At 45.8% G+C, this 12,320-nt stretch carries 12 protein-coding genes; 7 read left to right on the top strand and 5 right to left on the bottom strand.

Features of this window, described 5'->3' with window-relative positions; all coding sequences use genetic code 11:
- Positions 1–65: 65 nt before the first annotated feature.
- The 4 genes from NQZ91_02880 to NQZ91_02865 all read left to right on the top strand — a co-directional run bounded on the left by NQZ91_02880 (position 66) and on the right by NQZ91_02865 (position 6,168).
- On the top strand, positions 66–1,187 hold the full coding sequence (locus NQZ91_02880) for an aminotransferase (GenBank protein UUM58331.1): 1,122 nt from the start codon (positions 66–68) through the stop codon (positions 1,185–1,187).
- Positions 1,188–1,501: 314 nt separating this feature from the next.
- On the top strand, positions 1,502–3,004 hold the full coding sequence (locus NQZ91_02875) for a YfcC family protein (GenBank protein ID UUM58330.1): 1,503 nt from the start codon (positions 1,502–1,504) through the stop codon (positions 3,002–3,004).
- Positions 3,005–3,069: 65 nt separating this feature from the next.
- Complete coding sequence (locus NQZ91_02870; GenBank protein ID UUM58329.1) at positions 3,070–4,416, top strand: dipeptidase; 1,347 nt, start codon at positions 3,070–3,072, stop codon at positions 4,414–4,416.
- A 135-nt stretch (positions 4,417–4,551) separates the two neighbouring features.
- Positions 4,552–6,168: a C69 family dipeptidase gene (locus NQZ91_02865; GenBank protein ID UUM58328.1), complete on the top strand. Its 1,617-nt coding sequence runs from the start codon at positions 4,552–4,554 to the stop codon at positions 6,166–6,168.
- A 78-nt stretch (positions 6,169–6,246) separates the two neighbouring features.
- Here NQZ91_02865 and NQZ91_02860 read toward each other — a convergent pair whose 3' ends face one another.
- The 3 genes from NQZ91_02860 to NQZ91_02850 are packed head-to-tail and all read right to left on the bottom strand — an operon-like array spanning position 6,247 to position 7,953.
- Positions 6,247–6,717 carry an arginine repressor gene (locus NQZ91_02860; protein UUM58327.1) on the bottom strand — a complete coding sequence of 157 codons (471 nt, stop codon included), beginning with the start codon at positions 6,715–6,717 and terminating at the stop codon, positions 6,247–6,249.
- 27 nt (positions 6,718–6,744) lie between these two features.
- Entirely contained in the window at positions 6,745–7,773 is a 1,029-nt protein-coding gene (queA, locus tag NQZ91_02855) for a tRNA preQ1(34) S-adenosylmethionine ribosyltransferase-isomerase QueA (protein UUM58326.1), read from the bottom strand.
- Between the two features lie 9 nt (positions 7,774–7,782).
- On the bottom strand, positions 7,783–7,953 hold the full coding sequence (locus NQZ91_02850) for a hypothetical protein (protein ID UUM58325.1): 171 nt from the start codon (positions 7,951–7,953) through the stop codon (positions 7,783–7,785).
- Between the two features lie 131 nt (positions 7,954–8,084).
- On the opposite strand from NQZ91_02850, the gene NQZ91_02845 reads away from it, so the two are divergent.
- Positions 8,085–8,789: a glucosamine-6-phosphate deaminase gene (locus tag NQZ91_02845; protein UUM58324.1), complete on the top strand. Its 705-nt coding sequence runs from the start codon at positions 8,085–8,087 to the stop codon at positions 8,787–8,789.
- Between the two features lie 38 nt (positions 8,790–8,827).
- On the opposite strand, the gene NQZ91_02840 is transcribed toward NQZ91_02845, so the two are convergent.
- On the bottom strand, positions 8,828–9,934 hold the full coding sequence (locus tag NQZ91_02840; protein ID UUM58323.1) for a low temperature requirement protein A: 1,107 nt from the start codon (positions 9,932–9,934) through the stop codon (positions 8,828–8,830).
- Between the two features lie 72 nt (positions 9,935–10,006).
- Positions 10,007–10,963 (bottom strand): glutathione S-transferase family protein, encoded by a 957-nt coding sequence (locus tag NQZ91_02835; GenBank protein UUM58322.1) that lies wholly within the window; start codon positions 10,961–10,963, stop codon positions 10,007–10,009.
- 138 nt (positions 10,964–11,101) lie between these two features.
- Here NQZ91_02835 and NQZ91_02830 point away from each other — a divergent pair, with 138 nt between their 5' ends.
- Complete coding sequence (locus NQZ91_02830; protein UUM58321.1) at positions 11,102–11,818, top strand: rRNA pseudouridine synthase; 717 nt, start codon at positions 11,102–11,104, stop codon at positions 11,816–11,818.
- Positions 11,819–11,828: 10 nt separating this feature from the next.
- Positions 11,829–12,314, top strand: a complete 486-nt coding sequence (locus NQZ91_02825; protein ID UUM58320.1) for a glutathione peroxidase — start codon at positions 11,829–11,831, stop codon at positions 12,312–12,314.
- Positions 12,315–12,320 lie beyond the last annotated feature (6 nt).

Here is a 12,320-nt window from a genome sequence, read left to right as displayed (position 1 = left end):
AAGGATTGATTCTGGAAATCGGACCTACTTGTCCGAGCTTCTGGATAGAGAAGAGGGGAAGAAAGATGGACATTCAAGCCTTTGGTGTAGAAGAATGGCTCAATGAGTGGGAAACTCAAGCCAAATATGATATTGCAGGTAGTTCGATTGCTTCAATGACCTTGGAAGAGGTCTTGGCTTTGGGAGATGGCCAGGCGGTAATGGGGGATTTATTGCAAGCCAAGATGAACTACGGCTGGATAGAAGGTTCACCTGCCTTTAAGGAAGAAGTTGCCAAGTTATACGAGACAGTCAGTGTCGACTCGATTCTTCAGACCAATGGTGCGACAGGGGCCAACCACTTGGCCATCTATGCCTTGATTCAGCCAGGAGATCATGTGATTTCTCTCTATCCGTCCTACCAACAGTTGTATGATATTCCTCGTTCTTTTGGGGCGGAGGTAGACTTGTGGCGGATTGATGAGAAGCGTGATTGGTTGCCTGACTTGGAGGACTTGAAGTCCCTCCTTCGGCCAAATACCAAGATGATTTGTATCAATAATGCTAACAATCCGACGGGGTCTGTTATGACCAGGGATTTTTTGGAGAAAGTGGTTGAACTGGCTCGGAGTGTGGGTGCCTATATCTTGTCAGATGAGGTCTATCAACCCTTGGAAGAAGGGATGGATGTGCCTGCTATCGTTGATTTGTACGAAAAGGGCATTTCGACCAATAGCCTGTCTAAGACCTATTCCATTCCTGGGATTCGGGTCGGTTGGGTGGCAGCCAACAAGGAATTGTCGGATTTGTTCCGCAAATATCGAGATTACACCATGATTTGTGCTGGTGTGATTGATGATGCCTTGGCGACTCATGTATTGAAAAATAAGGCAGTCATCCTGGAGCGCAATCGCCGTCTGGTAGAAGGCAATCTGCGGATTCTCCAGGATTGGGTAGAGCATGAGCCCCATGTGCAACTGGTCTTCCCAAAACAGGTATCAACTTCCTTTATTCGATTGGATATTCCAGAAGATACGGAGAGTTTCTGTCTCCGTCTCTTGCAGGAGGAGGGGGTCTTGCTGGTACCGGGCAATCGCTTTGATATGCCGGGCTATGCGCGACTGGGCTATTGCACCCATCGGTCGATTCTCCAAGAAGGCTTAAAGCGCCTGTCTGCCTTCCTGCGTCAGTTTGACGACCTGGATTAACTTTATTCATTTACTTGCTCAAACCTCTTTTGATAAAAGGCTTGGCGATTAGCTTAGAAATCTATTTTCTAAGTCTAAGATTGTTCCAGCCTGTGTATTTGTATGTAGGAATCTGTATTCACAGAGCAGTGCATTTGGCTATGACTGGTTTTCTGTCAATCATCCTAGTTTTTCAGAATATCTTGTATTCTTGAAGAAATTATCTTGATAAGAAAAACTTTCTGGTCTAAATGTTCCTTGCTTGTGAATAAAGCTTCTAAGTGTTTTTCCTGTGAAAAACAATCATGTAAAAATATATTAGGAGGTTTTTTGCCATGAGCGAAAAAGTAAAAAAAGGCTTTAAAATGCCTTCATCTTACACTATACTCATGCTCATTATTGCCGCGATGGCAGTGATGACCTGGATTATTCCTGCGGGTCAATATCAGGTTGATGATGCGGGAAACTTTATCACAGGCACCTATGAAGCTGTGGACTCAAATCCGCAGGGTATTTGGGATGTCTTTATGGCTCCGGTTCGGGCTATGCTGGGCCACGGAGCAACATCAGCTGCCATTAATGTCTCCTTCTTCATCTTGATGGTGGGGGCTTTCCTGGGAGTTGTGAATGAAACTGGAGCGCTGGACGTAGGGATTGCCTCTATCGTGAAGCGCTTCAAGGGCCGTGAAAAATGGTTGATTTACATCCTTATGTTCCTCTTTGCCCTGGGTGGTTCGACCTATGGTATGGGTGAGGAAACCATGGCCTTCTTCCCTCTGTTAATTCCGGTTATGATGGCGGTTGGCTATGATAGTCTGACTGGTGTTGCCATTATACTCTTGGGTTCACAGATTGGCTGTTTGGCTTCAACGGTCAACCCATTTGCGACTGGTGTGGCATCAGCGGCAGCAGGGGTTTCCATCGCAGATGGTATGATCTGGCGGATTGTATTTTTCATAGTTATCCTTGGTTTAGGCATGTTCTTTGTTGCATCTTATGCGGAAAAAGTGAAAAAGGATCCTGCCAAATCACTGGTCTACAACCAGCGTGAAGCAGATATGGAGCATTTCAATGTTAATGCAGACCGTGAGGTCAATGATACCTTGACACCTGCCCAAAAACGTGTGCTGGTCCTCTTCTTCCTAACCTTTGTATTCATGATTTTGAGTTTCATTCCTTGGGAAGACTTGGGCGTGAATTTCTTTACAGATATCAAAGAATGGCTGATTTCCATTCCAGTTCTTGGTCAAATTGTGGGGATTACGACCTATCCATTTGGATGGTGGTACTTCCCAGAAGGCGCTATGCTCTTTGGTGTAGCCGGTGTTATGATTGGTATTGTCTACGGTATGGAAGAAGAACGCCTGGTCAAATCCTTCTTGAATGGTGCAGCCGACCTGCTCAGCGTTGCCTTGATTTGTGCGGTGGCGCGTGGTATCCAGGTCATTATGAACGATGGTATGATTACAGCTACCATCCTCAACTGGGGTGAAGTTGGTCTGCAAGGCCTATCTCCTCAAGTCTTTATCATCCTGACCTATCTCTTCTATCTGCCAATGTCCTTCTTGATTCCATCAACTTCAGGTTTGGCAGGAGCTTCTATGGGTATCATGGCTCCTTTGGGCGAATTTGTCAATGTGCCTGCTAGCTTGATTATCACAGCCTTCCAGGCAGCGTCTGGTGTCCTTAACCTGGTAGCACCGACATCTGGTATTGTAATGGGTGCCCTGGCTCTAGGACGTATCGAAATTGGTACCTGGTACAAATACGTTGGTAAATTGATTGCTGCTATCATTGTGGCTTCCATCCTCATTCTGGCAGTAGCAACCTTCTTCTAGACTAGGCAATATAGACAACTACCCATGTATGTTTTCCGACTATCGGATAGAATGGAGGTATTGAGGTGACAAGGAATTTTATCAGAGAGGAAGACAAGCAGGCTTGTCTAGCGGCCATTCAAGATTTGGTCGCCTTCCCCTCTATTTTACAAGAACATCAAACCAAGACACCATTTGGTCAACCGATTCAGGATGCCTTAGAATTTACCCTGGACTTCTGTCGTCAGCTAGGCTTTTCAACCTATCTGGACCCGGCAGGATATTACGGCTATGCTGAGGTGGGGCAGGGTCAGGAACTTTTAGCCATTCTCTGCCATTTGGATGTGGTGCCGGCTGGTGACCTGACCAAGTGGAAGACGCCCCCTTTTGAGGCTGTGATAAAGGACGGTCTCATGATTGGGCGGGGGGTGCAGGATGACAAGGGACCATCCATGGCTGCGCTCTTTGCGGTCAAGGCCCTGATGGATGCTGGTGTGACCTTTACCAAACGTGTGCGTTTTATCTTCGGAACGGACGAGGAAACGCTCTGGCGTTGTCTCCATCGCTACAATCAGCTGGAAGAAGAGGCCACAATGGGCTTTGCACCGGATTCATCCTTCCCGCTAACCTATGCTGAAAAGGGGCTCTTGCAGGCCAAACTCCATGGTCCAGGTCAGGGAGATTTGCACCTGGATGCTGGGACGGCCTACAATGTCGTACCGGCAAAGTCTTGCTATTCTGGCCATCTCCTGGCCAGCGTTATTGCTGAGTTGAAGCAATTGGGCTTTGATTATGAAATGGATGACGACGGGGTTGTCGTACTCGGTCTGTCCAAACACGCCAAGGATGCGGCCCAGGGTGTCAATGCCATTGTGCGCTTGGCCAAGGCTCTGGATAAGTTTGAGCAGCACCCAGCTTTGGACTTCATTGCTAATACGATTGGGGAGGACGCGACGGCTCAGGGCTTATTTGGAGATGTAAGTGATGAGCCGTCTGGTGCTCTGAGTTTCAATATTGCGGGCCTGACCATCGATTCCCATCGGTCTGAAATTCGTCTGGATATTCGTATTCCAGTCATGGCAGATAAGGACCAGCTGGTGGAGACTCTGTCTGTTAAGGCAGCAGCTTTGGGTTTGACCTATGAGGAATTTGACTATCTCCCATCCCTTTATGTCCCTCTGGACAGCCAGCTTGTGGCTACGCTGATGGCTGTTTATCAGGAAAAAACAGGTGATTTAGACAGTCAGCCCATCTCATCTGGAGGAGCAACCTTCGCTCGGACCATGCCAAATTGTGTGGCCTTTGGGGCTTGCTTCCCATCAACGCCACAAACTGAGCATCAAGAAAATGAACGAATGCCCCTGGGAGACTTGTATAAGACCATGGAAATCTATGCTGAGGCGGTCTATCGTCTAGCAGGTTCTGATCAATAGAAGTTGGAAAAGGTATCAGCTTCTAGTAGCTGATTGGAATTCCACTTCCAAATTGTGTTCTCATCAAAACCTGTGTCTGCTGGCTCTATGTGGATACAGGTTATTTTTTGCACTGATTTCAGAATGGAGGAAATCATGAAGAAAAAGTTATCGGCTATACTATTGCTTTTGTGCAGTAGTATATGGATTGGTCAGCCAATCGTGTCAGCCTGTACGGGTTTTGTCATCGGTAAGGACCTGACCACAGATGGTTCCTGGCTTTATGGACGGACAGAAGACCTGGAACCAAATCACAATAAGACCTTCCGCGTTTATCCACGGACGGAAAATGAGCAAGGGGCCAAGTGGGAAGACCAGTCTAATGGTTTTACCTATCCTTTGCCAGCAGTATCTCACAAATACACAGCGGTACCCGATGTTACTCCGGAGTACGGTGTCTACGACGAGGCTGGTTTTAATGAACATGGCCTGTCAATTTCAGCGACCGTTTCTGCAACGGCAAATGATGATATTCTAAAATTGGATCCCTATGTAGAAGATGGATTGGCAGAATCTTCCATGACCAGTATTGTTCTCCAATATGCTAAAACGGCCCGTGAAGCTGTAGACCTGGTCGCAAAAATTGTGACTGAAAAGGGCTCAGCAGAAGGGAATATTGTCCTCTTTGCGGACAAGGAAGGCATCTGGTATATGGAAATCTTGTCTGGTCACCAGTATGTAGCCATCAAATTCCCAGCAGATAAGTTTGCTGTCTTTCCAAATACCTTCTATCTAGGTCATATTGATTTTTCGGATAAGGAGGGCGTGATTACTTCTGACAATGTCAAAGGTTTGGCGGAAGAAGCAGGTACCTACAAGGAAGTGGACAGTCAGTTTCATATTGCCCAATCCTACAATCCACCGCTATCAGACGCCAACCGTTCGCGGTCATTTTCAGGCATCAAGTCATTGGACCCGGATTCCAAGGTGACCTACGAAGATGATTACTATGAATTATTGCACACGACGGATAAAAAATTGGGCTTGGAAGATGCCATGGCCCTGCAGCGAAACCGTTTTGAAGGCTTGGATTTGAAACCTCTGGACCAAATGGAATTGGACGGTAAGGGCAAGCCTGAGAATAAGAATGCTGTCGATGGCTATGCCTATCCGATTTCTAATGAAAATGTCATGGAGGCCCATATCTTCCAGCTCAAGGATGAATTGCCTGTAGAAGTCGGTGGCGGAGTTATGTGGTTAGCCATGGGAAGTCCGCGCAATGCACCTTATCTACCGTATTTTGGTAATATCACAGACACCTATAAGGCCTATCAGGACACCAGCACAGAATACAGTGCGGATTCTTGGTACTGGGTTATTTCTCATATCAACGATATGGTAGCTCAATATCCAGATGAATTTGGTACGGAAGTCATTGACCAAGTCAAGAGTCTGGAAGCGGACTGGATCAAGGAACAGGATGTATTGAACCAGGAAATCATTTCCCTGGTAGCTGAAAATCCTGAAGAGGCAAGCAAGCACGCCACTGAAACCAGTATCAAGCGGGCGGAAACAACCTTTGCCCGTCTGAAAGAGATTGAGAAGGACTTGGAGGCGCGTGTTGCTACTCTAGAAGCAGAAGCAACGCCTGAGAAAAAAGAAGAGACCAGTGAGGAAAAATCATCTTCTATGAATGTCCTTCCTTACGCCCTACTGGGCCTTGCTGCAGTTGCCAGCGCAGTTTATTTGTTCAAAAAGAAAAATACAAAATAATCTATTTTGAACTAGTCTGAAATAGGTATTTTAATAAAAGAAACTCCTAGCTCACTTGGAACTAGGAGTTTTTGTCACTTACTTGGAAAAGAAGAAGGGTGGCGTGTAGTGTTTGAGCTCTTCAAAGCAGGCCAGCGCTGCTTCCTCGTCCTGACAGATAATCAGGCAAACATCGTCTCCGCAGACGGTTGCAATGATTTCAGGAATTTCCATGGCATCTAGGATAGAGCCAAAGGTTCCGGCCAGACCAGGTAGGGTCTTCAGAACCACCTGGTGTTGGACGGGTTTCAAAACGACTAGAGCGTCCTCCATATAGAGGCGGAGACGCTTTTCCCACCGAGATGGCGCTATCGGATTGATGATATAGTGGGCGGAGTTTGCTTCATTGACCTTAACAAGATTGAGCTGTTTGATATCGCGCGACAGGGTGGACTGGGTGACCGTCACACCGTTGGTCTCTAGCAAATCTTGTAACTCCTGCTGGGTGTGGATTTTCTTTTCCAGGACCAGGGAGAGGATGAGTTGGTGCCGACTTTCAATTTTATTCATTGCAAACTCCTTTATACAGTGCAATCCTTATTGGATAAACATGGCATCGCCAAAACTGAAGAAGCGGTATTGGTGGTCTACGGCGTGTTTATAAGCTTCCAAGACAAATTCCCGGCCGGCAAAGGCAGATACCAGCATAACCAGGGTTGATTTGGGTAGGTGGAAGTTGGTAGAAAAGGCATCGACAATGCGGAACTGGTAGCCGGGCTTGATGAAAATATTGGTCCAGCCAGAGTCAGCTTCCAGTCGGCCGTCAAATTTATTGCCGATGGTTTCAAGGGTGCGAATCGAGGTGGTGCCGACAGCGACAATGCGTCCGCCAGCAGCCTTGACCTGATTGAGTATTGTTGCAGCCTCGGCCGTCAAGGTATAGAATTCTGAGTGCATCTCATGCTCATCCAGATTATCAGCTGATACTGGTCTAAAAGTTCCCAATCCCACATGGAGGGTCAGATAGACTAGCTTGACACCCTTGGCCTCGATTTTTTGGAGCAATTCTTCTGTGAAATGGAGACCAGCTGTCGGTGCCGCCGCGGAGCCATTTTCCTTGGCATAGACGGTCTGGTAGCGGTCGCGGTCTTCTAGGGTCTCATGGATATAGGGCGGAAGTGGCATTTCTCCCAGGCTTTCTAAGACTTCTAGGAAAATGCCCTCGTAGGCAAATTCGACGATGCGACCACCGTGTTCCAATTCCTGGGTCACAGTGGCGGTTAATCTGCCGTCTCCAAAGGCAACAGTGGCGCCGACCTTGAGCCGCTTAGCTGGCTTAGCAAGAACTTCCCACTGGTCCCCCTGGGTATTTTTCAGGAGCAAAAATTCCACATGACCACCAGTCTCAGGCTTAAAGCCGTGGAGACGGGCCGGTAGGACACGGGTATTGTTCATAACCAGGGCATCGCCTGGATTGAGCTGGTCGATGATGTGGTCAAAATGGCTGTCCACCATGGTCTGTTTTTCCCTATCCAGGATGAGCAGGCGGGAGCTGTCCCGTTTTTCAAGAGGGACTTGAGCAATCAGCTCTTCGGGCAATTCAAAATCAAAATCTGTTGTTTTCATATCAACTCCTTACAAAAAAATAGCGTATAAAAAGTAGGCCAGAACTAAAAATGGTGATGCAATCAATAGTCCACCAATCCCATAGAGAATACGCTTGAGCAGGACTTGTTTTTTCACAAAATACCCAATCAGACAGAGGATATTTCCCAGAAAAAATAGAATGAGTAAATCTTTTAACATACCTTCATTATAGCATTTTTAGGGGGAATAGGCTAGCAGGACGGGAATTGTAAGCAAGATGACTTGACAAAAATTGGTATATACCATATAATAAAATTAGGAAAACGGTCTATACCAAAAAGGAGGTTACCATGAAAGTTCATGTAGTTGAAAATCAAGCAGAAGGCGCAGCTTTGGCCTTCAATTTATTAAAAGAAAAATTAGCCGGCGGTGCCAAGGTCCTCGGTTTGGCAACAGGTTCTAGTCCCCTGGAATTTTACAAACTCATCCGCGAGAGCGACCTGGACTTTTCTGACCTGACCTCGGTCAATCTGGACGAATATGTCGGGCTAGGCGAGGAAAGTGATCAGTCCTATATCTATTTTATGAAGGAACAACTCTTCAATAGCAAACCCTTCAAGCAGTCCTACTTGCCAAATGGATTGGCTGAGGATGCAGCAGCTGAAACAGCCCGTTACAATAAAATTTTGGCAGACAAACCCATCGATTTTCAAATCCTGGGTATCGGTCGCAACGGCCACATCGGCTTCAATGAACCAGGGGCGCCCTTTGACGGTCAGACTCACTTGGTTGATTTGGCTCCTTCGACCATCGAGGCCAACAGTCGCTTCTTTGATACCATTGAGGAAGTGCCAAAACAGGCTATTTCCATGGGGATTGCCAACATCATGGCGGCAAAAACCATCGTCCTCATGGCCTATGGACCTGAAAAAGCCGACGCCATCAAGGCAACAGTGGAAGGACCAGTGACAGAGCAAGTCCCAGCAAGCGTCCTTCAAAACCATGATGATGTTGTCCTCATCATCGATGAAGCAGCAGCTAGTAAATTAGCATAATAGACAAAACCGACTACCATTTTTGGTAGTCGGATTTCTTATTTTTCGAGGTCAACTTCTACACGGTTGCGGTGGCGGAAAGAAATTATCAGCATCATAAATGAACTAGCAACCAGTATAGCGGCAATCAAGGTTAGATAGTGGTGGAAGGCTATCAGAAGAATGATGGTAGTGAATACTACAATAGCATATTGAAGCCAAACCATCTTATCTAGTTGATAAAGGTCCTGGTTGTAGCGACTGGTCATCAGGATTCCGAGATAGTAGAGGAAGTAGCCGATGAGGAGGAAAGGCAAGCCCAAACTAGCATGCTCACCAGGTAAGACCTCCACAGAAACTGTGAAGAAGTTGAGACCCAAAACCAGTACCATATGGGCATAGAGTAAGGTGGCTACATTTGTCTTTTGATGGTGGTTGATATTGAGATAGGTTTGCGAAATGTAAAACATAAAGGAGAAAGCCATTGTCAAGAAGAAGAGAATACCAGTGAGCAGATGCGTCTGAATCGGATAATTTTTCAAAATCGCAATGACCGTTTCACCAAAGGTAATAATGGTAATCAACTGACACCGTTCAACAATGTGTGGAAAGTTCATGGCATCGTGACTGAGCTTATCCTTGAAGAAATAGGAAATGACAAATGGAAGATAAAAAAGTAAGTGACTCCTTTCATCATAGGTCCAGAAATTGAAGTAAATAGCTACCGAAGCCAAGAAAAATACCAGCACATAAATCCCAAACATATAGAGACTATTTTTTATATCTGCCGTAAAACCGATTTTCCGACCACGAAGGTAGTACTGCAAGCAAATCAGCAGATAAGACAGGGTCAAAAAGATGGTAAATGGTAGAGCGGTCGCTTTAAAATCATGGCTAAAGTTTAGGGATAATTGTCCTACCACAAACATGGACGCAATAATCGCGCTAATATCCAACAAATCCCGTTCACCATATTTGTTGAGGTAAATCGTCTCATTAATCCACAAGGTCATAATAATCAGGTTGGCGGTGATAAATGTTAGAATTTCCCTGAGTCCGATATGGTCACCGTGCAAAAGTCCAGTCAGTGAAGAAGTGGCCAGGACAAAGACCAAATCATAAAATAATTCATAGTTTGATACGCGTTTTGCGATAATTTCAGACATGTCATTCTCCTTTTCAAAAAATCTGAACTATTATACCATACGAAAAGGGAGGTTATCATCTCCCTTTATATCTTATAGTGTCCAGTCCAAGTCTGGTCCGACTGGGACAATACCTGTTGGGTTAATGGTCTTGTGGCTACCGTAGTAGTGCTGTTTGATATGGTCAAAGTCAACCGTTTCTGAAATACCAGCATGGTTGTAAATCCGCTTGGTATAATCCCACAAGTTTGGATAGTCAACCAAGGCCTTGATATTGCATTTGAAATGCCCAAAGTATACAGGGGCAAATCGCACCAAGGTGGTAAAGAGACGAAGGTCAGCCTCGGTTAATTGATTGCCAACTAGATAGTCCTTATCTGCCAAATGCTCTTCCAATTTATCCAAGGCAGCAAAGAGATTTTTGACTTCTTTTTCATAGACTGCTTGACTGGTTGAAAAGCAAGCCTTGTAAACACCATTGTTGATGTTTGGATAGACAAAGTCATTCATGATATCAATCTCAGCCTGCAAGTCTGCTGGATAATAATCATCCTGATTGCCCGTGATGTCATTGAAGGCGGTATTGAACATCCGCATAATTTTGGCAGACTCGTTGCTGACGATGGTATTGGTTTTCTTATCCCACAGGACAGGAACGGTCACCCGACCAGAGTACGTTGGATCGGCTTTCAAATAGACCTGATAGAGATAATCGCTGTTAAAGAGGGAATCCTTGATGACACCAGGTCCATCTTCAAAGGTCCAGCCATTTTCTAACATGAGTGGATGAACGACAGACAGGGAGATATGGTCCTCCAAGTCCTTCAATTTTCTCATCATCAAGGTCCGACTAGCCCAAGGACAAGCCAGAGAAATGTAGAGATGGTAGCGACCCGACTCGGCCTTAAAACCACCTGTTCCTGTCGGACCCACTTGTCCGTCTGGCGTAATCCAGTTGCGAAATTGTGTGACTGTACGAACAAACTTGCCACCTGTTGACTTGGTGTCATACCACTTGTCCACCCATTTTCCATCTTGTAAAAGTCCCATGAATTTTCTCCCTTACTGAAAAAATGGGAAATCCAATAGGATGATTGGATTCCCTTTGTAAAAAAATATATCACTAACTAGTATTATAAACCTTTTTCAAAAAGAGTCAAGCTATATGATTTGTGATACAATAGTCCCATGAGATTAGACAAATGTATGGAGGTGGCCAAGATTGGTTCCCGCAAGCAAGTAAAGAAATTATTCAAGGCCCAGCAGATATGGATTGACGATCAACCTGCTCATTCTCTCAGCCAGATTGTGGACCCAGCTCTGCAGGAAATTGTTATCCAAGGAAAACAGATAGCATTGGCAGGCGCTAGCTATTTTCTTCTTCACAAGCCGGCCGGAGTAGTATCAGCTGTGACGGATAGCCAGCATCAGACGGTCATCGACTGCATTCAGCCAGAGGATCGGGCGACTGGGCTATATCCAGTGGGGCGTTTGGATAGGGACACGGAAGGCCTGGTCCTCATCACCAACAATGGACCTCTAGGCTTTCGGATGCTCCATCCCAAGCACCATGTGGACAAGACCTATTATGTAGAGGTCAATGGCCCGCTTAGCCAGGATGCGCCCACTTTCTTTGCCTCAGGCGTAACCTTTTTGGACGGCACACGCTGCCAGCCCTGTCAGCTGACGGTTGATTTTTCTTCTTTGGAACATAGCAGAGCGACCATCCAGCTGTCCGAAGGCAAGTTTCATCAGGTCAAGAAAATGTTTTTAGCCTATGGAGTCAAGGTGACTTATCTGCGACGGATCAGTTTTGGCGGCTTCGCTTTAGGAGATTTACCTCTGGGTCAATACAGAACCTTAACCCAAACAGAAATCCAACATTTACTGACCTATTTCGATTGAGGAGAAAAGTATGAATCTATACGATTTTTCAGTGAAGAAAATGGACGGCAGCCAGCAAGACCTGTCTGATTTTGCTGGTCAAGTCTTGCTGGTAGTCAATACGGCACCGGGATGTGGTCTGGCACCCCAGTATAAGGAATTGCAGGAATTGTACGAAAGCTACAAAGATGAAGGATTTGTGGTTCTGGATTTTCCCTGCAATCAGTTTGCTAATCAAGCTAGTGGAACGGACCGAGAAATTCACCAAGCCTGTAGTCTAAATTTTGGTACGACCTTCCCTCGTTTCGCAAAAATCAAGGTTAATGGTCCCGAGGCGGATCCGCTCTATCAATGGCTGAAAAAAGAAAAATCCAGCCTTTTGGGCAAGAGCATTGAATGGAATTTTACCAAATTTTTGATTGACAGACAGGGGCGGGTTGTTAAGCGCTATCTGCCGATAACTCCACCTAGCAAGTTGAAAAAGGACATAGAAAAATTGCTGAAAATAAGAGCCTAGGTCTTT

The organism is Streptococcus suis (genome assembly GCA_024583055.1).
Classification (GTDB): domain Bacteria; phylum Bacillota; class Bacilli; order Lactobacillales; family Streptococcaceae; genus Streptococcus; species Streptococcus suis_V.
The sequence above is the reverse complement of the archived record's forward strand: the minus strand, read 5'-3'. Positions and strand labels throughout refer to the sequence as shown.

Bases quoted from the DNA above. Each gene is read 5' to 3' on its own strand.
- NQZ91_02880 (UUM58331.1), top strand. From the start codon at position 66: ATGGACATTCAAGCCTTTGGTGTAGAAGAATGGCTCAATGAGTGGGAA.
- NQZ91_02875 (UUM58330.1), top strand. From the start codon at position 1,502: ATGAGCGAAAAAGTAAAAAAAGGCTTTAAAATGCCTTCATCTTACACT.
- NQZ91_02865 (UUM58328.1), top strand. From the start codon at position 4,552: ATGAAGAAAAAGTTATCGGCTATACTATTGCTTTTGTGCAGTAGTATA.
- NQZ91_02860 (UUM58327.1), bottom strand. From the start codon at position 6,717: ATGAATAAAATTGAAAGTCGGCACCAACTCATCCTCTCCCTGGTCCTG.
- queA (UUM58326.1), bottom strand. From the start codon at position 7,773: ATGAAAACAACAGATTTTGATTTTGAATTGCCCGAAGAGCTGATTGCT.
- NQZ91_02850 (UUM58325.1), bottom strand. From the start codon at position 7,953: ATGTTAAAAGATTTACTCATTCTATTTTTTCTGGGAAATATCCTCTGT.
- NQZ91_02845 (UUM58324.1), top strand. From the start codon at position 8,085: ATGAAAGTTCATGTAGTTGAAAATCAAGCAGAAGGCGCAGCTTTGGCC.
- NQZ91_02840 (UUM58323.1), bottom strand. From the start codon at position 9,934: ATGTCTGAAATTATCGCAAAACGCGTATCAAACTATGAATTATTTTAT.
- NQZ91_02835 (UUM58322.1), bottom strand. From the start codon at position 10,963: ATGGGACTTTTACAAGATGGAAAATGGGTGGACAAGTGGTATGACACC.
- NQZ91_02830 (UUM58321.1), top strand. From the start codon at position 11,102: ATGAGATTAGACAAATGTATGGAGGTGGCCAAGATTGGTTCCCGCAAG.
- NQZ91_02825 (UUM58320.1), top strand. From the start codon at position 11,829: ATGAATCTATACGATTTTTCAGTGAAGAAAATGGACGGCAGCCAGCAA.